This window comes from Roseibium sp. SCP14 (assembly GCF_040329475.1).
Classification (GTDB): Bacteria; Pseudomonadota; Alphaproteobacteria; order Rhizobiales; family Stappiaceae; genus Roseibium.
Window position 1 is genome coordinate 183,343 of the sequence record NZ_JBDZYH010000008.1, and the last position, 26,393, is coordinate 209,735.

The 26,393-nt window shown below is 56.4% G+C and carries 23 protein-coding genes; 16 read left to right on the forward strand and 7 right to left on the reverse strand.

All coding sequences use genetic code 11. The features are described from left to right. Positions 1-2: 2 nt before the first annotated feature. Positions 3-863 carry an HpcH/HpaI aldolase/citrate lyase family protein gene (locus ABLQ08_RS26560; protein ID WP_352948760.1) on the forward strand — a complete coding sequence of 287 codons (861 nt, stop codon included), beginning with the start codon at positions 3-5 and terminating at the stop codon, positions 861-863. A gap of 7 nt (positions 864-870) precedes the next feature. Here ABLQ08_RS26560 and ABLQ08_RS26565 read toward each other — a convergent pair whose 3' ends face one another. Beyond that, complete coding sequence (locus ABLQ08_RS26565) at positions 871-1,629, reverse strand: GntR family transcriptional regulator (protein ID WP_352948762.1); 759 nt, start codon at positions 1,627-1,629, stop codon at positions 871-873. Next, a complete protein-coding gene (locus tag ABLQ08_RS26570; protein WP_352948765.1) occupies positions 1,617-2,498 on the reverse strand; it encodes a BadF/BadG/BcrA/BcrD ATPase family protein in 882 nt (293 codons plus the stop codon). The genes ABLQ08_RS26565 and ABLQ08_RS26570 overlap by 13 nt, the downstream gene beginning before the upstream one ends. 157 nt (positions 2,499-2,655) lie before the next feature. Here ABLQ08_RS26570 and ABLQ08_RS26575 point away from each other — a divergent pair, with 157 nt between their 5' ends. From ABLQ08_RS26575 to ABLQ08_RS26615, 9 genes are all read left to right on the forward strand, one after another. Continuing rightward, positions 2,656-3,555 carry an N-acetylmuramic acid 6-phosphate etherase gene (locus ABLQ08_RS26575; protein WP_352948767.1) on the forward strand — a complete coding sequence of 300 codons (900 nt, stop codon included), beginning with the start codon at positions 2,656-2,658 and terminating at the stop codon, positions 3,553-3,555. A 27-nt stretch (positions 3,556-3,582) separates the two neighbouring features. Further along, the gene (locus tag ABLQ08_RS26580) at positions 3,583-4,836 is read left to right on the forward strand and encodes an ABC transporter substrate-binding protein (protein WP_352948770.1); all 1,254 of its coding nucleotides are present in this window, start codon (positions 3,583-3,585) and stop codon (positions 4,834-4,836) included. 144 nt (positions 4,837-4,980) lie between these two features. After that, on the forward strand, positions 4,981-5,913 hold the full coding sequence (locus ABLQ08_RS26585; protein ID WP_417714958.1) for a carbohydrate ABC transporter permease: 933 nt from the start codon (positions 4,981-4,983) through the stop codon (positions 5,911-5,913). A gap of 8 nt (positions 5,914-5,921) precedes the next feature. Further along, positions 5,922-6,761 (forward strand): carbohydrate ABC transporter permease, encoded by an 840-nt coding sequence (locus ABLQ08_RS26590; RefSeq protein ID WP_352948775.1) that lies wholly within the window; start codon positions 5,922-5,924, stop codon positions 6,759-6,761. Continuing rightward, complete coding sequence (locus tag ABLQ08_RS26595; protein WP_352948778.1) at positions 6,758-7,789, forward strand: Gfo/Idh/MocA family protein; 1,032 nt, start codon at positions 6,758-6,760, stop codon at positions 7,787-7,789. The genes ABLQ08_RS26590 and ABLQ08_RS26595 overlap by 4 nt, the downstream gene beginning before the upstream one ends. Then, positions 7,786-8,781 (forward strand): ABC transporter ATP-binding protein, encoded by a 996-nt coding sequence (locus ABLQ08_RS26600; RefSeq protein WP_352948780.1) that lies wholly within the window; start codon positions 7,786-7,788, stop codon positions 8,779-8,781. Before ABLQ08_RS26595 ends, ABLQ08_RS26600 begins: the two co-directional genes overlap by 4 nt. Before the next feature lie 304 nt (positions 8,782-9,085). Continuing rightward, on the forward strand, positions 9,086-11,023 hold the full coding sequence (locus tag ABLQ08_RS26605) for a PrkA family serine protein kinase (RefSeq protein WP_352948783.1): 1,938 nt from the start codon (positions 9,086-9,088) through the stop codon (positions 11,021-11,023). Positions 11,024-11,046: 23 nt separating this feature from the next. Continuing rightward, entirely contained in the window at positions 11,047-12,369 is a 1,323-nt protein-coding gene (locus ABLQ08_RS26610; RefSeq protein ID WP_352948785.1) for a YeaH/YhbH family protein, read from the forward strand. Continuing rightward, on the forward strand, positions 12,362-13,870 hold the full coding sequence (locus ABLQ08_RS26615; RefSeq protein WP_352948788.1) for a SpoVR family protein: 1,509 nt from the start codon (positions 12,362-12,364) through the stop codon (positions 13,868-13,870). The genes ABLQ08_RS26610 and ABLQ08_RS26615 overlap by 8 nt, the downstream gene beginning before the upstream one ends. 72 nt (positions 13,871-13,942) lie before the next feature. On the opposite strand, the gene ABLQ08_RS26620 is transcribed toward ABLQ08_RS26615, so the two are convergent. Genes ABLQ08_RS26620 through ABLQ08_RS26630 form a run of 3 tightly spaced genes read right to left on the reverse strand, consistent with a single transcriptional unit; the run spans position 13,943 to position 17,692 of the window. Continuing rightward, positions 13,943-14,743, reverse strand: coding sequence for a crotonase/enoyl-CoA hydratase family protein (locus ABLQ08_RS26620; RefSeq protein ID WP_352948790.1), 801 nt, complete (start codon positions 14,741-14,743; stop codon positions 13,943-13,945). Between the two features lies 1 nt (position 14,744). Further along, the gene (locus ABLQ08_RS26625; RefSeq protein ID WP_352948793.1) at positions 14,745-16,889 is read right to left on the reverse strand and encodes an acetate--CoA ligase family protein; all 2,145 of its coding nucleotides are present in this window, start codon (positions 16,887-16,889) and stop codon (positions 14,745-14,747) included. Between the two features lie 20 nt (positions 16,890-16,909). Further along, entirely contained in the window at positions 16,910-17,692 is a 783-nt protein-coding gene (locus tag ABLQ08_RS26630; RefSeq protein ID WP_352948796.1) for an enoyl-CoA hydratase/isomerase family protein, read from the reverse strand. Positions 17,693-17,801: 109 nt separating this feature from the next. Between ABLQ08_RS26630 and ABLQ08_RS26635 the strand changes: the two genes are divergently transcribed. The 6 genes from ABLQ08_RS26635 (at position 17,802) to ABLQ08_RS26660 (ending at position 23,874) form a co-directional block, all read left to right on the forward strand. Continuing rightward, the gene (locus tag ABLQ08_RS26635; protein ID WP_352948800.1) at positions 17,802-18,701 is read left to right on the forward strand and encodes a MurR/RpiR family transcriptional regulator; all 900 of its coding nucleotides are present in this window, start codon (positions 17,802-17,804) and stop codon (positions 18,699-18,701) included. A 359-nt stretch (positions 18,702-19,060) separates the two neighbouring features. After that, positions 19,061-20,074: a TRAP transporter substrate-binding protein DctP gene (dctP, locus tag ABLQ08_RS26640; protein ID WP_352948803.1), complete on the forward strand. Its 1,014-nt coding sequence runs from the start codon at positions 19,061-19,063 to the stop codon at positions 20,072-20,074. A 65-nt stretch (positions 20,075-20,139) separates the two neighbouring features. After that, positions 20,140-20,694 carry a TRAP transporter small permease gene (locus ABLQ08_RS26645; protein WP_352948806.1) on the forward strand — a complete coding sequence of 185 codons (555 nt, stop codon included), beginning with the start codon at positions 20,140-20,142 and terminating at the stop codon, positions 20,692-20,694. After that, the gene (locus ABLQ08_RS26650) at positions 20,691-21,983 is read left to right on the forward strand and encodes a TRAP transporter large permease (protein ID WP_352948809.1); all 1,293 of its coding nucleotides are present in this window, start codon (positions 20,691-20,693) and stop codon (positions 21,981-21,983) included. Before ABLQ08_RS26645 ends, ABLQ08_RS26650 begins: the two co-directional genes overlap by 4 nt. Positions 21,984-22,116: 133 nt before the next feature. Further along, positions 22,117-23,025 carry a MurR/RpiR family transcriptional regulator gene (locus ABLQ08_RS26655; protein ID WP_352948811.1) on the forward strand — a complete coding sequence of 303 codons (909 nt, stop codon included), beginning with the start codon at positions 22,117-22,119 and terminating at the stop codon, positions 23,023-23,025. Continuing rightward, positions 23,026-23,874, forward strand: coding sequence for a carbon-nitrogen hydrolase family protein (locus tag ABLQ08_RS26660; RefSeq protein ID WP_352948813.1), 849 nt, complete (start codon positions 23,026-23,028; stop codon positions 23,872-23,874). It begins immediately after the preceding gene. 84 nt (positions 23,875-23,958) lie between these two features. Here the strand turns inward: ABLQ08_RS26660 and ABLQ08_RS26665 are convergent, their stop codons facing one another. Then, complete coding sequence (locus ABLQ08_RS26665) at positions 23,959-25,635, reverse strand: methyl-accepting chemotaxis protein (protein ID WP_352948815.1); 1,677 nt, start codon at positions 25,633-25,635, stop codon at positions 23,959-23,961. A 510-nt stretch (positions 25,636-26,145) separates the two neighbouring features. Continuing rightward, on the reverse strand, positions 26,146-26,393 hold a 248-nt coding region (locus tag ABLQ08_RS26670; protein ID WP_352948817.1), incomplete at its 5' end, for a hypothetical protein.

The following is a 26,393-nucleotide window of genomic DNA, read 5'->3' on the forward strand; positions in this document are numbered from 1 at the left end:
TCATGCCAATGCCGCCTCACAAGCACCGGTCCTGGCTGTTTGCTCCGGCAGACGATGCCAGAAAAACGGAAAAGGCACTGTCGACCGACGCCGATGTCGTCATTCTGGATCTGGAAGACGCCGTTTCACCGCAGCGGAAGGCAGAGGGTCGCGCAATGGCCGCCAATGGACTTAAGCTCGAAAGCAGCTCGGCCCGCTACGTGCGCGTCAACGGACTGGATACCGGCCTGACCAACCTGGATGTGGCGCAAACCATCGCCGGCTCGCCTGACGGTTATCTGCTGCCAAAATGTGAGGGTCCGCAGGATATCGATTGCCTTGCGGCGATGATCCGTGCCCATGACCCCAAAGAGTCCCCGGGTATCGTTGCAATCTGCTCCGAGACGGTTCGCGCCGTGCGAAACCTCATGCGGCTCGATTGGGCGCACCCGCTCCTGACCGGACTGACCTGGGGTGGCGAGGATCTGCAGGCTGATCTCGGCGCCCTGGCAAACCGGGATCGGGACAACTCTTATCTTTCGCCCTTTGCGACAGCGCGTGATCTGGCCCTTTTCGCCGCCAAGGATGCCGGAGTTCTGGCGATCGATTCCGTCTATACCGACTTTCGCGACGAAGCGGGTCTTGCCAGCGAAACGCAGCAGGCGCGGGCGGTTGGCTTTGACGGGAAACTGGCGATACATCCGGCACAGATCGATCCGATCCACCGGCAGCTGGCTCCCACAAAAAACGAGCTGGATTGGGCACACCGCGTGATCGAAACGCTTCAGGCCGCCGGTGACGGGGTTGCTCAGCTTGACGGAAAAATGCTCGACCGCCCTCACCTGAAGCTCGCGGAAAAAATCCTCAGAAGCGCATCGGACTAAGCCGCATTTATTCCGAAAGCCGCAATTCGGCGACGAAGTCATAGGCATCGCCGCGATAAAGGGACTTGGTGAACTCTGCGACGCGTCCGTTTTCCTGATAGGAAATGCGCTGAATGTTCAATCCGGCATCGCCTTCGGCAACTCCGAGGAGCTCGGCATCCTGAGCCGACAGGTTGACCGCCGAAATCTTCTGCAAGGCTCGCACCGGGCGCTGGCCCGTCAGATCAAGGACCTCGTATAGCGACGTGATGACCTGCAGCGGATTGGGCAGGATATCCAAAGGCAACGCTGCCCGCTCAAGGGCCATCGGCCGGCCATCCGCTTCGCGCAAACGCGAAATACGCGCAACGGAGGCGTCGGGCTGCAACTCAAGTATGGACACCTCTTCCGCCGAAGGCAGGAATATACCACGCTCCAGCCATTTCGACGTCGTCTCCATGCCGCGCCGTTTCATGTCTTCGCTGAAGGAAGTGAGAAACGAGAGGGACTGTTCAACCTTGGGAGCAGCCTCGCGAATGAAAGAGCCTGATCCCTGCCGTTGTTCGATGAGACCTTTTTGAACCAGTTCCTGGATCGCCTTGCGGACGGTAACGCGAGACAGCTCGGTCATGTCCGCCAGCTCCCGCTCGGGCGGCAGGGAGCTGTTGGGCGCCAGAACACCGTCGTTTATGCCTTCTTCAAGCCGACGGCAAAGCTGGACATAGCGTGGCCCTGCATTCTCGGACAGCCAGGCGTCCGGCTGCAGAAATTCAGCTACACTGAGCATTCGGACAACTCCTCTGCGAATTCGCGGGCCAGGGACAGCGCTCCATCGATCGGTTGCCCCTTGGGTTGGGCAAGTGCCTGCTGCATCTGCACATCAAGATAAGGCGCATAGTGCGCGGCAATTCCACCGGTCAAAAGCAGCGGCAACCCTTCCGACCAACCGAGAGCGCGCACGTGTGTTGCAATATGAGCTGCTCCCGATCGCATTACCTCAACCGCGGTCGGATCGTTCTCCGCCGCCGCTTCAGTCACACCTTTGGCAAGATTGCCAAAATCAGCCGGTGAGGCATCTCCCGCAAAGGCGACGATACCTGCCGGGCCTCCTAACTTTTCCGACAGGCGTTCGGTCAACGCTGAAACGGGCCGAACGCCATCCTGAACCATCAAAACGGCACTGAGCGCCTTGCGCCCGACCCATTGAGCCGAGGCTTCATCACCAAGGACCGGCCCCCACCCCCCTGTCAGTACGATACGCCCAGCGCGCTGCATCGCCTGAAAGGAGCCAGTACCGCAATGCACCAGAATCCCGTCATCTCTTCCCAACGCACCGCGAACGGCCGAGGGGCGGTCATCCTCGACGCGCACATGCTTCAACGGCAGACGCGCAGCCACTTTCGCCACGATTTCGGGCCAAGATGCACCTGCCAGACCTATGTATGCGGGAACCGACTCAAATGCCGCTGCGGGGATATCGAGCTCGCGTGCCAATTCGCCCAGACCGGTAACGATTTCCGCCACGCCACTTTCAAGGTCCGTCGACACATTGGCGCTCCCGGCTTCAACAATGTGCTTTTGTCCGCCAATCATGCATGCCACCCGGCAACGGGTGCCACCGCCATCAATCGCGATCATCTGAAGCTGGTACGTCATATTGATACCTATATAATACCTATTTCCAGATGAAAAGGCCGACCTCGCTCCAAAAAGCCTGATTTTGTCAGATTTGCTTACGAAATTTAAACGAAAAAGAAAATGGTAGACTAATGGTATTAAATAGGTATGATTACCCGGAATTTGGAGTAATCGAATGCCGCCACGTAAAACCGAGCAGCTCTATGCGATGGAAAAAACGCTGGATGCCTTGCCTCTGAGCGAGGCCGCGTCAGCCATTGCCAGAGCGAACGTGGAAGCCGCGCAAGCGGTGGAGGCCTGCTCCAGCGTCATTGCCAAAGGGGCCGCCGTCATGGCGGCTGCCATCCGCAATGGCGGAACGCTTTATTACGCTGCCGCCGGTTCCTCCGGTCTTATGGCCGCCGCAGACGGAATGGAGCTGGGTGGAACGTTCGGCATCCCCACCAGACAGGTCAAGATCCTGATGGCAGGTGGAATTCCGACAACCGCCGACATGCCAGGCGACGTGGAAGATGAAAGCCACGGCCTCGCGACGGCGCTGGAAACCATCGGTTCGAAGGACTGTCTTGTCGTGGTGTCTGCAAGTGGCGATACGCGCTATGCCGTCAAGGCGGCGGAACTGGCAAAAGCTGCCGGAACGCCCATCATCGCGATTGCAAACAATGAGAACGCGGCCTTGTTCGACCTTGCGAACCACGCCATTTTTCTGAACACGCCACCGGAAATTCTGTCCGGCTCGACCCGACTGGGAGCCGGGACAGCACAAAAGATCGCGCTGAACTCACTGTCGACTCTGATGGGTGTAGAGCTTGGCCATGTCTATCGCGGCCGAATGGTCAATCTGCACGCTGATAACGAAAAACTGCACATGCGTGCGCGCCGGATCGTTCAGGAAATCGCCGACGTGGACGAAGCAGGCGCATCACACGCTTTGAAGACGGCAGACAACGATGTGAAAGTTGCCTGCCTCATCGCTTCCGGGGTCGAATCCCGAGAAGAGGCACAAGCCATCCTACGGTCCGAAGAAGGCCGGGTAGACCGAGCAATGGCACGGTTGGAACTGACAAGTACCTGAATTCAAGAATTAACTGGAGGAGCCATAATGATACGCAAGACAGTTGCCCTTGCCCTGGCAGGAACCGCATTAACGTCCACCATCGCATTTGCACAGGATGCAACGCTCACCATCGAGAGCTGGCGAAACGACGATCTGACCCTCTGGCAGGAAAAGATCATTCCGGCTTTTGAAGCCAAGCACCCGGGCATCAAGGTGAAGTTTTCACCGTCGGCTCCGGCCGAATACAATGCCGTCCTGAACTCCAAGCTCGACGCAGGCAGTGCCGGGGACCTGATTACCTGCCGTCCGTTCGACGCTTCACTCGCCCTTTACGACGCCGGTCACCTGACAGACCTCAGCGACCTGGATGCGATGTCGAATTTCTCCGACGTTGCCAAGTCTGCCTGGCAGACCGATGACGCGTCGGCAACGTTCTGTGTGCCGATGGCTTCGGTGATCCATGGCTTCATCTACAACAAGGACGCGTTTGCAGAACTTGGCCTTGAAGTTCCGAAAACCGAAGAAGAGTTCTTTGCAGCCCTGGACAAGATCAAGGAAGACGGCTCCTACATTCCCATGGCCATGGGCACCAATGACCAGTGGGAAGCAGCCACGATGGGCTACAACAACATTGGTCCGAACTACTGGAAGGGCGAAGAAGGCCGTCTGGCGCTCATCAGCGGTGACCAGAAGCTGACGGATGCCCAGTGGGTTGCCCCTTTCGAGACACTCGCAAAGTGGGGCCCGTATCTGGGTGACGGCTATGAAGCCCAGACTTATCCGGACAGCCAGAACATCTTTACCCTCGGCCGCGCGGCAATCTATCCGGCAGGTTCCTGGGAGATCGCAGGCTTCAACACGCAGGCCGATTTCGAACTTGGCGCCTTCAAGCCACCGGTCCAGAAAGCCGGCGACACCTGCTACATTTCCGACCATACCGACATCGGCATCGGCATGAACGCCAAGTCGGAAAACCCGGAAGCTGCTCGTACCTTCCTTGCCTGGGTGGCCAGCCCGGAATTCGCTTCGATCATGGGTAATGCCCTGCCGGGCTTCTTCCCGCTTTCGAAAGAGCCTGTCGAGCTGGAAGATCCGCTCGCCAAGGAATTCGCAAGCTGGCGCGACGAGTGTGAATCCACCATCCGCTCGACTTACCACATCCTGTCCCGTGGCACGCCCAACCTGGAAAACGAGACCTGGGGCGCATCAGTTGCCGCGATCAAGGGCACGTCTTCTCCGGAAGAGCTTGGTGCGAAGCTGCAGGAAGGCCTTGCCACCTGGTACGAGCCGCAGAAATAAGAAACTGATACCCCTCCCCGCCTGTCCGGCCGGGAGGGGGTTTGCAATTCAAGGCGAAACGCGGCGGGTTTCTACACATCCGCCCGGATGGTTTCTTGTGGGATCGTTTTGCTTGCCGTTTGCAACCGGCACAGCGCTCAGGAAATGAGAACGACAGTGAGCCAGCACAAACCCAAAATCCGATGGCACATCATCGTGTTCCTGGCGCCGGCGGTGCTGGTCTACACGGCGGTGATGATCTTCCCCCTTTTCAACACGCTGCGACTGGCGCTTTACAGCCAGATCGACCAGACACGTGTCTTTGTCGGCCTGCAGAACTTTCAATCCCTGTTCGGAGATCCGATCTGGTCCGATCAGTTCTGGAATGCGCTCGGCAACAATTTCTGGTTCTTTTTCATACACATGCTTGTGCAGAACCCGATCGGCATCGCTCTTGCCGCGATCCTGAGCCACCCGCGCCTGCGCTTCGCCGGCCTGTATCGCTCGGCCATCTTCATTCCAACGATCCTCAGTTTCGTGATCGTCGGGTTTGCCTGGAAACTGATCCTGTCGCCGATCTGGGGTATTGCACCTTCTATGCTTGATGCCGTTGGCCTGAAGTTTCTCTATACCCCCTGGCTCGGCAAGGAAGACTATGCACTGACAACCCTTTCGCTGATTTCGGTCTGGCAGTTCGTCGGTATTCCGATGATGCTGATCTATGCCGCTCTGCTGTCCATTCCGGAAGAAATCCTCGAAGCTGCGGAACTGGACGGCATCACCGGCACCTCCGCCTTCTGGAAGATCAAGCTGCCGTTGATCCTGCCGTCAATAGGCATCATTTCGATCCTGACATTCGTCGGCAATTTCAACGCCTTCGACCTGATCTACACCGCTCAGGGAGCTCTGGCGGGACCGGACTTCTCGACCGATATCCTGGGAACGTTCCTCTATCGCACCTTCTTCGGTTTTCAGCTGCAACTGGGCGACCCTTACATGGGCTCCGCCATTGCGAGCGCCATGTTCGCGATCATCCTGATCGGCGTCTGTATCTACCTCTTCGGAATACAGACCCGGATGCGCCGCTATCAGCTTTGAGGTGGACCATGCACAAGGCACGCACAAACCCGCTCAATACGCTGGCAATGCACGGGGCGCTGATCCTTTACACGCTCATTGCGCTGTTTCCGGTGTTCGTCATCCTGATCAACAGTTTCAAGACCCGGAAGGCGATCTTCCGGGAACCGCTGGCGCTGCCGACAACCGACAGTTTTTCAATGATCGGCTACCAGACAGTGATGAAGCAGGGAGATTTTTTCCTCTACTTCCAGAACTCGATGATCGTGACGGTAGCTTCGCTGTTTTTCATCCTCCTGTTCGGTGCAATGGCCGCCTTTGCGCTCAGCGAATACAGGTTCCGCGGCAACATGCTGATGGGACTTTATCTGGCGCTCGGCATCATGATCCCGATCCGCATCGGGACCGTCGCCATCCTGGAAATGATGGTAGCGACGGGTCTGGTGAACACTCTGATGGCGCTGATCCTGGTTTACACGGCCCAAGGCCTGCCGCTCGCGGTGTTCATCCTGAGCGAATTCATGCGGCAAGTATCCGATGACCTGAAGAATGCCGGCCGGATAGACGGTCTCACCGAGTACACCATCTTCTTCAAACTGGTCCTGCCGCTCGTGCGGCCGGCCATGGCGACGGTCGCGGTATTCAACATGATACCGATTTGGAACGACCTCTGGTTCCCGCTGATCCTGGCACCGGCTGAAGAAGTGAAAACGCTGACCCTGGGCAGCCAGGTCTTTATCGGCCAGTTCGTGACCGACTGGAATGCCGTTCTTTCGGCCCTGTCGATGGCGATCCTGCCGGTTCTCATCCTCTATGTCATTTTCTCGCGCCAGCTTATCCGCGGCATTACGTCAGGAGCGGTCAAATGAAACGTGTCCTTATCGTCGGCCTCGGCAACATGGGGATCTCCCATGCTCTGGCCTACCACAAACTCCCGTCGGCCCAGGTCGTCGGACTGGTCAATCGCTCACCGGCCTCCCTGCCGTCGGAGCTGTCCGACTACCCCGTCTTCACGACGTTTGAAGCCGGAATGGAAACACGGCCGGACATTGTGGTTGTTGCCACCTATTCGGACAGCCATGCGGACTATGCATGTGCGGCGATGGATGCCGGGGCACATGTTTTCGTCGAAAAGCCGCTGGCAACCAACGTTGCCGACGCCAGACGGGTGGTGGCAAAGGCCAGGGAAACCGGGCGCAAGCTGGTGGTCGGATACATCCTGCGCCACCATCCTTCATGGCAACGCCTGATCAAGGAAGCGCAAGACCTTGGCGGTCCGTTCGTCTTCCGCCTGAATCTCAACCAGCAATCCAGCGGTTCGGAATGGGAAACCCACAAAGCCCTCATGCGAACCACCAGCCCGATTGTCGATTGCGGCGTCCACTACGTTGATGTGATGTGTCAGATCACTAATGCGGAACCTGAGCGGGTGCATGGCATGGGTGTGCGCTTGAGCGACGAGATTGCGCAGGACATGTACAACTACGGTCAGTTCCAGGTCGTCTTCGCCGACGGCTCGGTCGGCTGGTACGAGGCCGGCTGGGGTCCGATGATGTCCGAAACCGCCTTTTTCGTGAAGGATATCGTTTCACCCAACGGATCCGTGTCGATAACCGACAGCGACAAGGGTGCCTCGTCCGATATCGATGGCCATACCAAGGTCGGCGGCATCCTTGTTCACAAGCCAGGTGGCGATCAACTGATCGAGCTGCCGTCCGAACCCGGCCACCAGGAATTGTGTGACGCCGAACAGGCCTTCGTTCTCCAGGCGATTGCCGAAGACATGGACCTGACCCGCCACATGAATGACGCGGTGAATTCGCTGGCCATCTGCCTCGCGGCGGATGAAAGCATTCGCAGCGGCAAGCCTGTTATCTTGAAGGAGACCGAGCAATGACGGCTTTGACACTGAAAGGCGTCAACAAATCCTTTGGGGCGGTTCATGTTCTGAAAGACATCGATCTCGAAGTCGAAGAAGGCGAATTCGTTGTGTTCGTCGGCCCGTCTGGTTGCGGCAAGTCGACCTTGCTGCGTGTGATCTCAGGACTTGAAGACGCCTCGTCCGGTGAGGTTACGATCGGCGGCAAAGTGGTCAACGCAACACCGCCGGCCAAGCGTGGCATTGCGATGGTCTTCCAGTCCTATGCGCTTTACCCGCACCTTAATGTTCGCGGCAACATGTCCCTTGCACTGAAGCAGGAGCGCCAGCCGAAGGCGGAAATCGAGAAACGGGTTGCCGAGGCCAGCCGGATGCTCAATCTGGAAGACTATCTGGAGCGGTACCCTTCAGAACTTTCCGGTGGTCAGCGTCAACGGGTGGCAATCGGGCGTGCGATCGTGCGACAGCCGCAACTGTTCCTGTTCGATGAACCGCTATCCAACCTCGATGCCGCGCTGCGCATGAACACACGTCTGGAGATCTCCAGGCTTCACAGACAGCTTTCAGCCTCGATGATCTACGTGACCCATGATCAGACCGAAGCGATGACCCTGGCGGACAAGATTGTTCTGTTGCGCGATGGCCGCGTTGAACAGGTCGGTAGCCCGATGGAACTCTACAACAATCCGGCGAACCAGTTCGTCGCCGGCTTCCTGGGAGCTCCTTCGATGAATTTTTTGCCTGCGAGCACGCTGGTTAGCGGTGACACACGTACACTCGGCATCCGTCCGGAAGACCTGGTCCTGGACCCGGAGGGGCCTTTGTCCGGCCGGGTTTCCCATATCGAGAACCTTGGCGGCGATACAAATCTGATTGTCGACACGGACGCCTCGGAACTGACGGTCCGCCTCTTCGGACAGCATCGGATCGATGTCGGGGAACAGATCCGCATATCGGCTCAACAGGACAAGCAGTATTTCTTCGACCAGAATGGTCAACGCGTCGCGTAGTTTGCCGTAGGGCAAATTTAACCAGCAAAACCGCGGAAAATTGACGGCTTCACCTGGAAACAATTGTGCTTTCCGGGTGGTAGCTGCCTGCCCAGATATCCACTGCCCTGCTTGAAATCCAACACGCGGGCCTGATCGCGTGGTATCATCTCAGCTAACGAATCCGGCACGAATCAGAAATCGCACTTTATTTTGAAAGCGAAAAATTTACGGAATCCAAAAGATTGGATTGCCTCCGCGGAGGAGCACCCCATGTATCCTTATAGGGGTCGATTATGCGGAATCGCCTTAAAATGGAAGTCGAATGATGGAGATCTACACACGGTTCGCCGAAGACTACAAAAATAAGAAGCTGGAAGAGCTTTCAATCCAGGATTACCTCCTGGGTTGCAGGGACGACCCGCTCATGCGCGCCACGGCGGCAGAGCGAATGATGGCCGCGATTGGAGAGCCCGAGGTCATCGATACGAGTCAGGACCAACGTCTTGGCCGTATTTTCATGAATCGAACAATCAAGCGATACGCGCCGTTCAAGAACCTTTTCGGCATGGAAGCGACGATAGAACGTATCGTCGGTTTCTTCAGGCATGCCAGTCAGGGGCTCGAGGAACGCAAGCAGATCCTCTATCTGCTCGGACCGGTCGGTGGCGGCAAATCCAGTATCGCTGAAATTCTCAAGCGATTGATGGAGCAGGAGCCGATTTACGTGCTCAAGGCAGGCCATCAGATAAGCCCGATCTACGAGTCGCCTCTCGGTCTTTTCAGTCCGGAGCGCATGGGCGATCTGCTTGAAGACAAGTACAATGTTCCCAGAAGGCTTTTGTCAGGCCTGATTTCGCCATGGGCGGCAAAGCGTCTGCAGGAATTTGATGGCGACATCTCGAAATTCACGATCGTGAAGCTGTTTCCCTCCCGGCTGCAGCAGATCGGCGTAACCAAGACCGAGCCCGGCGACGAGAACAATCAGGACGTCTCCTCGTTGGTCGGCAAGCTCGATATCCGCAAGCTGGAGGAATTCAGCCAGAACGATCCCGACGCCTACAGCTTCTCCGGCGCCCTCAACCGGACGACGCAGGGTCTGATGGAATTCGTCGAGATGTTCAAGGCACCCATCAAGGTGCTGCATCCACTTTTGACGGCGACCCAGGAAGGGTCATACGTCGGCACCGAAAACATCGGCGCCCTGCCCTATCGTGGCCTGATTCTGGCGCATTCGAATGAATCCGAATGGCATCAGTTCAAGAACAACAAGAACAACGAAGCGTTCCTGGACCGTATCAGCGTGGTGAAGGTGCCGTATTGCCTGCGGGCCACCGGCGAAGCTGAGATTTATGAAAAGCTGCTGAGTGAAAGTGCGTTGTCGAACGCGCCGTGTGCGCCCGAAACCCTACCACTTCTGGCAAGGTTCAGCGTTTTGACACGCCTTCATGAGCATGAAAACTCGACGCTTTATTCCAAGCTTCGGGTTTATGACGGCGAGATGCTGAAAGATGCCGACCCGAAGGCGAAATCGCTGCAGGAATACAGGGATGCGGCCGGTGTCGATGAAGGCATGAACGGCATTTCCACGCGCTTCGCGTTCAAGGTTCTGTCGGAGACCTTCAACCACGATACCGAGGAGATTTCGGCTGATCCGGTTCACCTGATGTATGTGCTTGAACAGGCCATCAGGCGGGAGCAGTTCGACAAGGAGATGGAGGGCAAGTATCTCGATTTCCTCAAGACCGAGCTTGCGCCACACTATGCCGAATTCATCGGCAATGAGATCCAGAAGGCCTATCTGGAGTCCTACACGGACTATGGCCAGAACCTGTTCGACCGGTACATTGCCTATGCCGATGCCTGGATCGAGGAGCAGGACTACAAGGATCCGGACACGGGTCAGATTTTCGACCGTGAAGTTCTGGAAAAGGAACTTGAAAAGATCGAAAAGCCTGCCGGCGTTGCCAATCCCAAGGACTTCCGCAACGAGGTCGTCAAGTTCGTACTGCGCGCACGTGCCGAGAATCATGGCCAGAATCCCGACTGGCGGCGATATGAGAAACTGCGTCAGGTCATTGAGAAACGCATGTTCGGCAAGGTCGAGGAACTGTTGCCGGTGATCAGCTTCGGCGCCAAACGGGACAAGAAGACCGACGCCAAGCATCACGAGTTCGTCGAGCGCATGACCGGGCACGGTTACACCAAGCGTCAGGTCAGGCGCCTGGTTGAGTGGTACATGCGCGTCAACAAGGCAGGGTAAGATACGTGGAGGCCGAATGAACGATGGCGCACTTCGTCGACCGCCGGTTGAACCCGAAGGACAAGAGCCTTAGCAACAGGCGCCGGTTTCTCAAACGGGTTCGCACTCAGATCAAGAGGGCGGTCGAGGAAGCTGTGCGCGAACGCGGCATTGCCGATGTCGATCGCGGCAAGGACGTTTCCGTACCGACCGAAGGCATCGCAGAGCCGACTTTCAGGCAGTCGCGGGAAAGCGGCCGGCGGGAACAGGTGTTTACCGGCAACAAGACCTTCCAGACCGGTGACAAGATCGAAAAACCGCCACAGGGCGGCGCGGGCGGTGCCGGAAAGCAGGGGTCGCCCGACGGTGAAGGCGAGGACGACTTTCTGTTTGCGCTCACGCGCGAGGAGTTTCTCGATTTCTTTTTTGACGATCTCGAGCTGCCCGACCTGATCAAGCAGAGCCTGAAGGAAATCACAAAGACCCATCCACGGCGGGCCGGCTATTCGACCACGGGTGCCCCGGCCAATATCAATGTCGCGCGCACAATGCGGAATTCGCTTGGTCGCAGGATCGGTTTGGGCCGTCCTAAAGACAAGGAAACGCTGAACCTGCTGAGGCGCATCCTGCTGCTTGAACAGGTTTCCTCCCCCACCAAGGAACAGATCGATGAGCTGATCGCCCTCAGGGCAAAACGCGATCAGATCATGCGACGTCGCCGGGTTGTTGCCTATATCGACCCGCTGGACGTGCGCTACAACTATTTCGAACAGCAGCCCGAACCGAATGCGAACGCGGTCATGTTCTGCCTGATGGATGTGTCTGCTTCGATGGGCGAACGGGAAAAGGACCTGGCCAAACGGTTCTTCATGCTGCTGCACCTGTTCCTCGACCGGCGCTATGAGAAAACCGACATCGTCTTCATCCGCCATACCCATGACGCGTCCGAAGTGGATGAGGAAACATTCTTCTATTCTCCCCAGACCGGCGGGACCGTTGTCAGTACCGCTCTCGTCATGATGAAGGAGATCATCGAAGAACGATATCCGCCGTCCGAGTGGAACATCTACGCCGCTCAGGCCTCCGACGGGGAGAACTTCAGCGGCGATTCGTCAAAATGCGCATCGCTTCTCAACGAGGAGCTGATGAAGATCTGCCAGTACTTTGCCTATGTCGAGATTGTCGACGAGGACGAGGCACAACTGATCAACAGCGAAGCAAGCGGCATGGAACTGTGGGAGTCCTACCGCCAGGTCTCTGACATCTGGCCGAATTTTGCCAGGAAACGCGTTTCCAAGGCGTCCGATATCTATCCCGTCTTCCGCGAACTCTTCGCAAAGGATCATGCAGGAAAGAACCATGGATAGGCGTGCCGAATCTTCCAAATCGACCCCGCTGTTCGATCAGGCCGACTGGGATTTCGATACGCTTCGCAGAACCTTTGATGCGATTGAGCACGTGTCCCGGACAGATCTGGAGCTGGACACCTACCCCAACCAGATCGAAATCATTTCGTCGGAGCAGATGCTCGACGCCTATTCCTCCATCGGCATGCCGCTGATGTATCATCACTGGTCATTCGGCAAGCATTTCCTCGGCCATGAACGCCTTTACCGGAAGGGCGCACGCGGCCTGGCCTACGAGATCGTCATCAATTCCGACCCCTGCATCAGCTATTGCCTGGAAGAAAACACCATGCCGCTTCAGGCGCTCGTTATGGCGCATGCAGCCTTCGGCCATAACCATTTCTTCAAGTCCAATCACCTGTTCGAACAATGGACCGATGCGGAAGGCATTCTCGACTATCTGGAATATGCACGCCGGTTCATCGCGGGCTGCGAAGAAAAGCACGGTGCGGATGAAGTCGAGGCCCTGCTTGACGCAGCACATGCGTTGATGCCCTTCGGCGTCTTTCGGCATCGGCGCCCGCGCCAACTGTCACTGCGGGAAGCGGAGGAACAACGTCAGGAACGGCTCGCCGCCGCAGAAAAGAACGTTCACTATCTCTGGAACACAATTCTGGACAAGCCAAGCGACGAGAAAAACGGCGACGCTGCACTGCTGGAACGCAAACGCGAGATGCAGCTACCGGAAGAAAATCTTCTCTATTTCCTCGAGCTCTATAGTCCCATCCTGCAATCCTGGCAGCGTGAAATTCTCAGGATCGTGCGAAATGTAGGTCAGTATTTCTATCCGCAGAAGCAGACCAAGGTGATGAACGAAGGCTGCGCCTGCTTCGTCCATTACTACATTTTGAACGCGCTCTACGCAGAAGGCCGCCTGACGGACGGCGCCATGCTTGAGATCCTGCACAGTCACTCCAACGTGCTGACTCAACCGGGTTTCGATGACCCGCGCTATGGTGGGATCAATCCCTATGCATTGGGATTTGCCATGATGCAGGACATCAAGCGCGTGTGCGAAGAGCCGACAGACGAGGACAGGGAATGGTTTCCCGACATCGCAGGATCGGGAGATTGGCGCAACGTCCTGAAACATGCGTGGAAGAATTATCGGGACGAGAGCTTTATCCAGCAGTTCCTGTCGCCGACGGTCATGCGGCGCTTCCGGATGTTCGCTCTGGCTGATGAAGCAAGTGCCTCCTACTGCACCATCACGGGCATCCACAACGATAACGGCTATCGTCATCTGCGCGACGTGCTTGCCCGCAATCACGATCTCTCCAACATGGAGCCAGACATCCAGATCGTCGATGCCGACCTGCGGGGAGACCGCTGCCTGCACCTGCAGGCCGTTCGGCGCAACGGCGTTTCTCTGGATTCAGACAGCAAAGAAGCAACGCTGCACTATGTCGAACAGCTGTGGGGATACAAGGTCGAATTGCGAGAAGTGAACTCGAGCACCTGATCTGGTTTCAACCTGACTTGTCGAAGGTGCACTGACACCGGGCCTCAGACCCGGTGTCAGTCGTGATATTCGTCAACGCCCGATGAACTGAGGCTGGCGCTTTTCCAGCAACGCATTCACCGCTTCGGAGTGATCCTCTGTCTGATGGCAGGCTCCCTGATAAGCTGCGGCCAACTGCAGAAGACTGTCGAACCGGGTGTTCAGACCTTCCCGCAACAGCCGCTTGGCCATGCGCAGCTGGCGTGGAGGGTTCTGTGCAATTCTTGATGCCAGCCCGTTTGCTTCGGGCAACAGTTCATCAGGTTCGGTCACCTTCGACACCAGCCCCCAGGAAAGCGCCGTTTCGGCATCCACCGGGTCTCCCGTGAAGGTCATTTCCGCTGCTCGCGAAAGACCGACCTGGCGCGGCAGCAACCAGGCGCCGCCATCGCCTGAAATCAAGCCGACACGAACGAAGTTCTCGGCAAACGTTGCGCGGGAAGACGCGATACGGATATCGCACATGCAGGTCATGTCGCATCCGGCACCGTAGGCGGGGCCGTTGACGGCCGCGATCAAAGGCACTTCACATTCCCAGACGGATCGCGCGACACGTTGAATTCCTTCACGGTACCGGTCCTTGGCATCAATGGCATCACCTCCGAAGATCGATGACTTTTCCTGCATGTGCTTGAGGTTGCCACCGGACGAAAACGCCTTACCCGCTCCGGTCAGAATGGCGCATCGCACGGACTGGTCCGCGTTGATCCTTCGCAGTGCATCGACGAGCGCCTCGCAGAGGTCAGCATCGGTCAGCGCATTGCGGGTTTCGGGCATGTTCAGGGTCAGGGTCACCACATGACCCTCCTGAGTGAACAGCAGCTTGTCGGTCATGTCAGTGGCCTTTCGAGTTCAGGATCATGCGTGCGTCGACGACTTCGTAGCCATCGGACCGCAGAATAACCGGGTTCAGGTCGATTTCCTTGATTTCCGGATGGGCAAGCGCCAGTTGGGAAACCTTCATCATCAAATCGGTCAGCGCGTGCTTGTCGACAGGCAATCCGCCACGCACCCCGTCCAGGATCTTGCTGGACTGGATTTCACCGATCATCTCCTCGGCGTCCGCCCGGCTCATCGGCAGGGCCCGGAAGGAGACGTCCTTCAGCACTTCCACGAATATTCCACCAAGACCAAACATCATGACCGGGCCGAACATGGGATCGTGTACAACGCCGATGATAATTTCGACACCGGATTGCGCCATCGGCGAGACCAGAACCCCATGCAGGTCGGCGTCCGGATCGTAAGTGCACGCGTTGGCGACGATTTCCCGATACGCCTGGCGTAGTGCGTTTTCTCCCGAAAGCTTGAGCTTCACGCCGCCCGCATCCGATTTGTGCAAAATGTCCTTGCTGACGATTTTCATCGCCATCGGCCCATCGCCAAGCTCACCTGAGACCCGAACCAATTCTTCCTCGCTGCGGGCGAGCATCTGTCCGGGGACAGCGACATCGTAGGCCGCCAGGAGATCCTTTGCTTCGTGTTCATAAAAGGCGTCCCTTTGGGAGCCCCTGACCTTCGACAGGATTTCAGAACCACCCGCAGTCGGGCCATCAGGAACCACCAGAGGAGATGACGCGTTTCTGCTCCGGGCCCGGGCGTAATCAATCAGTTCCGCGACACAACGCACGGCGGGTTCAGACCAGACGAAGACCGGGACGCCAGCGTCCTTCAGCACCTCGATGGGTTTCGGACGCAGGGTGTTGTAGACACTCTGCACGATCAGAGGCTTGCCATATTTTTCGGGCAAAGCCGCCAGTCGCTGGGAGGTTTCGATTTCCGCGTCCAGCAGCGCCGGATTGAAACGGGCGGCAAATCCTCCATACATGCCGATGATCATCAGGATATCGACATTCTCATCAGCCAGAAGAATCTCCGCACATGCAGCGCTGACCGATGGATCGTCATCGGTGCCGCCGGCAACATCCACCGGATTGATGCAGGATGCTGCCGCAGGCAGCGCACCCTGCAGCTTTTCAATTGTTTCCGCGGACAAATTAGCAATTTCGACACCGGCATCGACGAGGGCATCAACGGTCACGGTTGCGTGGCCCCCACCGTCTGCGAGGATGGCGACCCGGCCTCCTTGCGGAACGGCCAGTTTGGAGAGCCCTTCGGCAATCGACAGGATCTTGTCCGATTGCTCGACGACGGTTGCTCCCGCCTGCCGCAAGAGGCCCCGGGTCAGGTCGAAGCTGGAAGCCAGGGACCCGGTATGAGAACTCGCCGCAACCTGTCCGGCTTCGGTACGGCCTGACTTGTAAACCACAACAGGTTTTTTCTGCGTGACCTCCCGGCACGTTTCCAAAAACGCGCGACCGTCCTGAAAACCCTCGACGTAAAAGACCGGCGCCTTGGTATCGTCATCATCACCAAAGTATCGAAGATACTCGGCCAGATTCACATCCAGCTGGTTGCCAACACCGATATAGGAGGAAAAACCGACACCGCCCCGGCGTTTTGCTTCTGTGACAAAGGCAAGCATCATGTTTCCCGACTGGGAACAAATGCCGATATTTCCCGGTTCCACGTCCTGCACACCAACCATGTTCATCTTGTTATGGAGGTTGAACACACCGTTGGTGTTCGGCCCGACAACGCGCACATTGTGCTTGCGCGCGGCCGCCAGGGCGGCCTGGGCGATGACCTCGCCTTCGGCACCGATTTCGGAAAAGCCTGCTGCCAGCACCACCGCACCGGGAATGCCTTTGTTTCCACATTGCTCCAGAATGGTCGGCAATGTCTTTGCCGGCGTGCAGACGAGAACCACGTCGACCCGATCCGATACGTCCAGGACGGACGCGTAAGCCTTCAATCCAAGGATTTCAGACGCCTTCGGATTGATCGGGTAGATCCGGCCCTCGTAGCCGTCCGCACGCAGTTTGCGGATTGCCTGATGACCGCGTTTCGAAGGATCGTTCGAAGCCCCGACGATGGCGATGGATTGCGCCTTGAAAATGCTGTTGAGTGCGTTGCTCATGAGCTCAAAGTCCTGCCCTGTTATCTGCCCTTGAAAACCGGTGCCCGCTTTTCAGCAAAGGCGGTGACACCTTCCTGCCAGTCTTCGGTCAACATGCAGGTGCGCAGCGCATCCAGTTCAGTGATCAGGCGCGAGGCGAGGTCGCGTTGCGCGTGGTTCAGGTTCTCCTTGGCAAAACGTATGGAGTAAGGCGCTTTTGATCCGATTTCGGCTGCAAAGGCAGCAACGCCGGCATCGAATTCGTCATCGGCAAAAACCCTGGTCGCGAGGCCGATATCGGCGGCTTCCGCACCATCGATCCGTCGCCCCGTGAAAATCAGTTCTCGCGCTTTTGCCAAGCCAACCAGCCGCGGCAGGATCTCGGTGACACCACCGCCCACATGGGTTCCGATGGAAATCTCGGGAAACCCTATCTGCGCGCTTTGCCTCATCAGGATGAAATCGGCCGAGCAGGACATTTCCGCTCCCGCACCCAGGGCATAACCGTTGACAGCTGCGATGATGACCTTGGAATGCTTGTAGATTGCTTCGCAGACATCGTTTCCAAGCTGCAGATATTGCAGTTTTTCCAGTTCGGTTCGTGTTCCCGCGCCATGCTCCTTAAGATCAGCCCCGACACAGAAGGCGCGCCCCTCGCCCGTCAGAACGACACAGCGGACTTCGGCATCATTTGCGGCCTCGTTCAAGGCATCGATGGTTTCGGCATAGAGTTCGGATACAACCGCGTTCAGCCGGTGGGGCCGATTGAAACGGATCTCGGCAACCGGTCCGTTCCTGCGATAGATGATGGTCTGGTACGGCATGACGCCCTCCTTTGAAAATTCGGGCGTGACATGCGCAGGGGGCACAAATATTCTCAATATGGAAAATTAAGAACAAATGTTCTTTTTCATCTGAGGACGGAAAGCGGTTATGTCATCCAATCAAAGAAACGAAATCTGCAAGCAATTGCTGAGGGAGGTTGATTCCCTGCCGCCGCGCCTGCAGCTCGCCGCGAAATACATTATCGACCACGCGAACGACTTCGGTCTCGACACGATACGGGTTACGGCGGACAAGATCGGTATCAGTGCAAATTCCCTGGTCCGCCTTGCAAATCATCTTGGGTTTGCGAGTTATGAGGACCTGCGAGAACCTTTCCGAATTTCACTGGTCGAACAATATGACACAGCCGGTGGAGACAGCTGGATCGACCGCTTGTCCGATAGCGGTGAATTCGGAAAATCTCACGCCCGAACTGTTCGCAACGAAATCGATATCGTCAAACAGTCGCTGCGTCTTCTCTCCGTTGAGAAAACGGAAACGGCGGTGAACATGCTCAAGGGGGCTCGCAGTGCTTATGTGACCGCGACACGCGCCAGCTATGCGCTGGCCTATTACTTTCACTATGTCGGGCGCATGGCACTGCCGAACCTGCATCTCATTCCCCGGCACATGGGCAGTCCGGTCGATGAAATGATTTCGGTCGGCGAGGAGGACGTTCTCCTGGCAATTACGTTTCCTCCTTACAGCGCCGATACGATCAGCGCTCTCAGACTGGCAAAACGAAACGGAACGCGTGTCATCCTGATCTCCGATTCAGAACTCATCGCACCCAATATCGACGCCGACCTCTTCCTGAAGGTTTCGCTGAATTCCCTGCACCATTTCAGCTGCTTTTCCGGCGCTATGGTCGTCCTTGAGTGCCTGCTTTACCATCTTGTGGGCCGCGGCGGAGACGAAGCTCAGGCCCGTATTGCCAGTTACGAAGCGCTGCGGGAAGATTTCGGCGCATACTGGCAGGCAAAACTGCCGAAATTGCGCAAAAAGTAGTTTCCATTCCAAATTGCATGAAGTGGTTCCGGCCATCACCTGACGGAGTTTTTCAATTTAGGCTGGCGCTTGATGTATCGGCATTGAAATCACTGTCTTTTTGCTTCTCGCTTGCCATCGTGTAACACGGTTCCGTTCGCCTGATTTCCGGCATTCGGGACCGGTCAATTTCGGTATATCGTCAGACTTGACTTTTATCAAATGTAACAGTTTTTAACAAAAGAGTTGCATTTGTTATATTTTTGCCGTTAGCTCAAGCTAATCACACGCACGGTGCCAGAGCGGCCAGATCGCGGTGAGGTCCTTGCGCCGCTGCCCCTCGGCACCGGTCACGACGAGCCTGAGCAAGGGAGGAAATCATGCTCAAGTCACTGAAATTTGGAAAAGTTCTCGCCCAAGTCACCCTGGCTGGCGCCCTGACGGTGTCTGCGATGAGTGCGGCGACAGCCGCTGACATGCGCCTGAAATTTGCCGGAACCTTCCCGGTCGATCATCCGGGCACCAAGATGATGGAACAGATCAAGGCGGACATCGAAGCGGCCGATGTCGGGCTGAAAATGTCGATCTTCCCGGCCAACCAGCTTGGGTCCGGCGAAGCTCTGATGGAAGACACAATTCGCGGCAATATCGACTTCACCGCTGCCTTCATCTATTCGCACAAGGATCCACGCCTGGAGTTCCTGTCGATGCCGTTCCTCGTCAACAATTTCGACGAGATGGACAGCGTGATGCGCAACATGGACTCACCGTTCAACCAGATCCTGCAGGAACGCCTGAATGAATTGGGGCTTCGCCTTCTGGCCAACAATCCTGAAGGGTTCACCGGGATTGTGGCCAACAAGAAACCGGAGAACTGGAACACACTCGGCGCAAAGGAAATGAACATTCGCGTCTGGTCGTCAAACGTGATCAAGTCGATGGTGGAAGGCATGGGCTATCAGGCCACCACCATGGCCTGGGGTGATATTTTCCCTGCCCTGCAGTCCGGGATCGTGGACGGCGCAATCTGCTGCACCAAGTCGGCGACCTACTCCATCTTCGCGCAATCCGATGTCGGAAACTACTACGTCCAGTACAATTCGGTTTCCGAGCTGACTTCCTACTACGCGTCGGAAAAAACCTGGGCCAAACTTAACGACGAGCAACGCGCTGTCGTACAAGCCGCCTTTACAAAGGCTTCCGACGACTTCTTCGCCTACAACCGCGCAAACGATGCGGAGTTCGGCAAGAAGCTTGAGGAAAAGGGTTACGAGATCCTGGCCCTCAACGACGAAGAGCAGGCTGAAATGGCTGCGTGGGTTCGTGAAAACATCTGGCCGACTATGGTTGAAACCGTCGGTCAGGATACGCTGGATCGCCTGACCGCCGAGTAATCGGGCGAACTGGCCGGCGACCCTTGTTGCCGGCCATCCTCGTCTGCAGCCTTTGGGAGGGGCGAATGACCGAAATCGTGGACAGACTGCCGCCAGCCGCTGCGCGCCCCTTGAGAGCGGTCGTCAACTTCATGCGCCTCTTCGTCGCCGCCGGCGGCTTGTTGATGGCCCTCACGTTCTGTGCGGTCGTCATCATCCGATACGGTTTTTCCGGCAACCTCTTTGCCTATGAAGAATGGCTGCTGGCAATCAGTTTCTGGACTTTCTTCTTTGGTGCTGCGCTTGCGGCGGAAAAGAAATCACACGTCAATGCCGACATTCTCGGTGTCGTTCTGGGCAGGTCCAGGCTGGCCTGGTGGCGTGGTCTGCTCGTCTACATCATCGAACTGATGATCGGCCTCTACATTGTCTACTGGTGCTACCTGGCTGTGGAGAGCGAGATCATTGCATATCCGCTGTGGGAAACGACCACCGCGCTCAAGATTCCGGCGGTCTTTCCGCGCGCTGCGATCCTGGTCGGCTTTTTCTTCATGACCCTCTTCAATGCAATCTACATGGTGTTCCATCTCATCGACGGCCCCAGGGGATTTGAAGCTGCACATCCGGAGACCGAACAATGATCATCTTCGGAAGCATTCTCATCATCTGCGGCCTGCTGCTGCTCGGGGTCAGTGTCTACATCGCCTTCGGCGCCGTTCTCCTGTTCCTTGCCCTCACCGGGGGACATGACATCACCGGTTATCTTCCTGCCGGCTACTGGAAGATGAACACTCTGGTTCTCCTGGCGATCCCCCTGTTCATGATTGCCGGAGCCATTATGGAAAAGGGCAAGATCGCAGCGCCCCTGGTTGCCCTGGCCGAACTTTTCATCGGCCACATCAAGGGTGGCCTTTCAGCTGCTGCCGTCGTTGCCAGCGGGATCTTCGGTTCGATTTCGGGCAGCGCGAACGCAACGCTGACCTGCATCGGCGGCATCATGATGCCTCATTTGCGCAAGGCCAATTACCCGGAGGGACTGTCCGCAGCCCTGATCGTAAGTGCCAGTCCCCTGGGTCTGCTGATACCACCAAGTTCGTCGCACATTCTTTATGCCTGGGTCGCCCAGCAATCGGTGCTCAAGGCGTTTCTGTCGACCGTAATTCCCGGAATCATCCTGATCATTCTGCTGATCGTTACCAACCAGTTCGCACTGCGCAAATACAAGGACATCAGGGTCACGGAACGCCCCAAAGACTTCGTGCCCGAATTCAAGCTGCAAACCCGCCAGGCCATGCCGGCACTCTTCATGCCGCTGATCATCCTTGGCGGGATCTATGGTGGCATCATGACGCCAACCGAGGCTGCGGGTGTTGCCGTGGTCTATTCGATCCCCATCGCGATCTATGTCTACAGGGGGCTCACCTGGCGCAGCCTGATCAGCACGCTGTCAAATGCCGGTATCACCATCGGTGTTGTCATGACCATGATCTTCATGGTGCTGATCGTCAGCCGCTTCCTGATCTTTGAAGATATTCCCACAATTGCGCGCGAGTTGGTGTTTTCCGTCTCTGAGAACCCGATCATCATCCTTCTCATGGTCAACCTGGTGATGATTCTGATCGGCATGCTGATGGACGACATTTCGGGTCTGCTTCTATCGACCCCGCTGCTGCTTCCGATCGTTCAGAGCGTCGGCGTCGATCCGATCCACTTTGCCGCGATCCTGGGAGTGAACCTGGGCATGGCCAACGTGACCCCACCCACGGCACCGCTGCTTTATCTCGGCGCACAAGTCACCAACACACCGGTGAGCAAGATGCTCGGCCCGACTTTCCTGTTCATCTTCTGCGCCTGGCTACCGACCCTGGCCGTAACCACCTTCGTTCCGGCGCTGTCACTCTGGCTGCCCGATCTGTTGTTGAGCCGATAACGCAATTACCGGAGGTGCATCGCCATCGTTCAAGGAATGCCACCGCGGCGGTTGTTGCAAATGTAAAAACTGTTGCTCTTGGGTGTAACGAATGATCAGATCAGCGCCCCGGAAATCAGGCAGGGAGGCTCGTTTGCCACAGGAAAAGTCGACCGACATGAACACGTATCTCAGTGTCAGCGAACGTTTGAAGGAAGTGTTTCCAGGTTTGCCGCGCGCCCTGAAGGTAGCTGCGACCTATATGCTGGAACATCCGGGCGACATCGCAACGCTGTCGATGCGCCAGGTCGCCTCCAGCGCCGGTGTCTCGCTGCCGAACTTTGCACGCCTGGCCAAGGCACTCGGCTATGAAACCTATGGTGAACTGCGCGAGATTTATCGCAAGCAGGTGCAGCAGAACGATATCAAGGAATATCACCTGCGCGCCGAGAGCTTGCAGAAGACCGGTGGAGACACCAGCAAGCGCGAGGTCTGGGAAGAGTTCCGGGCATCGACCATCGCCAATGTAAGCGCGATCTTCGATTCCATAGACCCGGTCTATTTCGCCAGTGTTGCCCATGTATTGAACGATAGCCGGCAGATCTTTGTCGTAGGCATGCAGGCTTCGGCGAGCTTTTCCGCATACACCCACTATATCGGTGGCATGGCGAGCGGAAAAATTCGTCTGGTGCGTGGTGAAGGCGGGGTATTTGCCGATCCGGTCGCCGATATCGGTGAAGGCGACGTGATGATCTCCATCAGTCAGCAGCCCTGCGCCCGTGCCTCGATCGAACTGGCGATCATCGCCCGCGAGCGCGGCGCCAAGGTCGTTGCCATCACCGACAGCCCCGCCTCCCCCATCGCATTCGAGGCGGACTACGTGCTTCTGGGGCCAAATCGCAGCCCGCTGTTCTTTGAATCCTATGTCGGCACCACAGTGCTGATCGAGGCGCTGATCGGCTTCTTCACCATTGGGCAATCCAGCGATGTGGTCGAGCGGATTGAACGGATCGAGGCGGACAGAATGCGGATGAACGAATATTGGAAGAACAAGAAAGCCTGAATGATGAGTGCCAACGAGACCCTTTCGCTTCTGGCCTGCCAGATCAGCATTCCCCCGATGAAAACAGTGGCGGAACGGGATGCTCATCTGGAGGATTCCGTCGCCAAGGTCAGAACCCGGCTGGCATCGGAGTCCGCAGTCGATCTTGTGGTTCTGCCTGAACTTTCAAGCATCGATTATTCGCGCGAAACCTTTTCCTGTCTGGACGAACTGGCCGAACCTCTCGACGGTTCGTCGTTTCAGGCCTGGCGGGAACTGGCGCGGGAATTCGGCGTGCACGTTTCCTATGGTTTTCCCAGAGCAGACAAGGACGGGCCTTTTATCAGCGTCGGAGTGGTCGGGCCGGACGGCACCCTGAAAGGCTATTACGACAAGCTGCACCTGGCGCAGTACGGTGCCTCGATGGAAAAGGAATACTTCAATCGCGGAAACCACCTTTTCGCCTTTGAAATCAACAGCTTCCGATTGGCTCCCATCATTTGCTACGATATTCGCATTCCGGAACTTTCACGAACATTAGTGGTTGACCAGAATGTGGATGTCATCCTGCATTGCGGCGCCTACTACCGCGATGAGAGCTTTCATACCTGGCATGCCTTCGCCGTTGCCAGAGCGCTTGAGAACCAGGTTTTCTTCCTGTCCCTCAACAGAGCAGGAGACACCTACGGAAATTCTCTGTTCTGCCTGCCCTGGCAGGATGAGAAAACGCCGCCGCTTTCGTTTGCCGAAACCGAGGAGGATTTCCGGCTCATCACCATCGACAGAGCAACACTGAAGAAGGCACGAAGCGACTATACTTTCCTCAAGGACCGGTTGGAGCACTATCGGATAGACCTGATGAAGGCCTAGCTCCCCGGCCCCACCTGAAAACCCCGCCGGAACAACCGAGCGGGGTCTTTTTTTGTGGTATGCCGCGGTTCAGTCGGGACCAGACTATCCCGCGCGGACCTGGCCGACGAAGTTCGCCATCTGCGTTTCCAGCCTGCCAGAATGTTCGACAAGAGTGTTTGCCGAGCTCAAGACACCGCTTGACGCTGAGATGCCGGTCTCGGCCACGGATCCTACCTCACCGAGATCCGAGCTGATGCTGGTCACGTTTGCGGAAGCAGTTTCGGCATTTTCCGCGATCTCATTGGTGGCCTTCCATTGCTCTTCAATGGAGGCGGTGACGGAGTTGGCGTATTCTTCGACTGTCTGGATTTGAGCCTGAATCTGATCAATGACCTGAACAGCGTCCGTCGTCGAGCTTGATATGTTGGAAATCTTGTTGCTGATTTCCGTCGTGGCCGAAGACGTCTGATTTGCCAGTCCCTTGACTTCCGCGGCAACAACAGCGAACCCCTTCCCGGCTTCGCCTGCACGGGCTGCTTCGATGGTCGCGTTGAGAGCAAGCAGGTTGGTCTGTTCAGCAACATCCTGAATCAACACCAGGACGCTGTTGATCTCCTCCACTGAAACCGAAAGGTCGGCAATCTTGTTTGATGCGACGATCGCGTCGGATACAGCAGCCTTGGAAGCGTCTCTTGTTTGAACAATCTGCTCGTTCACGGTCTTGAAAGACGCGTTCAGCTCTTCCGCAGCGCTCGCAACAGCATTGACCAGGTGTCCCGACGTTTCCGCGGCGTCCAGGGCCACTCGGACTTTATCCTTCGTTGCAACGGAGCCCTCGGCAGATTGAGACGCAAGATCACGCATGTGGTTGGCGGAATGAGTAATTTCATGTGCCAGAGAATTGACATTTTCCTCAAAAAGGTCGGCAAGTCTGTTCATTTCAAGACGCTTGGCCTCGTCTGCCTTCTGCCTCTCGAGCGTGCGCAGGTTCTCTATTTCCGCGCGTTCCGTGGCGTTGACCTTGAAGACGGTCAGAGCGTTGGAAATCGCACCGAGTTCATGATTGCGTGGCAGCGCATCGAGGTCGACTTCAAGATTTCCACTCGACAGCTCATGTACCGCAGAGCGAACACGGTTTAACGGGCGCACTACGGAAAAAAGAAGCAGGACACCATAGGAAACTATGAGCACTCCAACACCGGCCATGATCGCCAAAAGCTTTTGATTGGTGGAGGCTCGTACCTGCTCGAGACGGCTGGCCTCAATGGTTGCTCCGGAGGAGAGTTCTTCTCTCATCGCCAGAAGATCCGAGTCCAGCGATTGCGAAGTTTGCAGAATGGCGTCCATTTGCTGGCCGAATGCCGCATCCGCATCAACCCATGATGCGAAAGTCACCTCGTAGGCCTGAAGAGAAGTCGACAGTGGATCAGACAGAGCATTTTCCAGTTTGGCTTTCTCAATCGCTCGGGCAACAGCACTGAAACGTGCAGTTACTCCTTCGAGCAACGCGGCATCCCCTGTTGTCATGACCTGCTCAATTGCGGTTCTGAGCTTTGGTACCTGACCCATGATCCGGGCAAAGGCCATCGCCTGCCCATTCTTGTTCAGATTTTCCGCTGCTTCGGAGAAGTCCGCAGAAGCGGTATTCAGGGACGCGATAAGGGACGCCGGATCATCTGCGTATGTCCCTAGCCCAAGAGTGAACGCGAGCTGACGCAGTCTTTCAAGTTCAGTTTGAAATCTGTCGAGTGTTTCAAGACCGCTGCCGGCAGAAGTCAAAACGGAGCTCGCAAAAGCGCCAGATGAGATCTGCTCCAGATTGCGCCGCAGAAAATCAATGTTCTTTTGCGCTGAGTCTTGGAATTCCTTAGAGGCAGAAACCTTAAGGCTCTTTACTGCAGAAGTCAGAGAGTCGCGTGTTTCCCGAGATTCAAAGGAAGCGGCAATCGCGGCGACGTATCGTTGATTTTCTCGGAAGGCCGTCGATACTTCTTGGTTTCCTGTCTGCGAAACTACGACGATGCACAGGAGACTGGCAATTGCCAGAAAACAAAACAGGCCGATACTTGCCCTGATTGACAGAAATTCGAAGACTTTCTGCGACTTGGTCAATGTTTTATCTGTGTTGTTTTCTTGCGCAGGAGACGTTCGTCCGGTCACAATTTGCCACCCATTCCGATTTGAAGATGAGTTGCATAATTGGTGCAAATTGTTTATGTTGTATTAAGTAGCTTTCTTCGTATTTTCCTCGTTATACGTGCATTCTATTCTATTCTATTCTATTCTATTCTATTCTGAAATAGTTTCACGGATGCAGCTCACACAAGGCATTGCCTTCTTTTTCTGATCCTGACGAGTTTCTGGGTTGGGAGTACGGTTACGTCTGCCGTTGAGGCAGACCGTTCTGGCTGTGGTGTTGATGTGTGTTTTTAGTTTTGAACGCCAAAAAGCCCGCTGGTTTTCACCATGCGGGCTTTTTTTGTAATTTGGTTTCGTGAGGGGGCTTTTATGTTCGCGTTGCTCGATTGCGCTTCGTG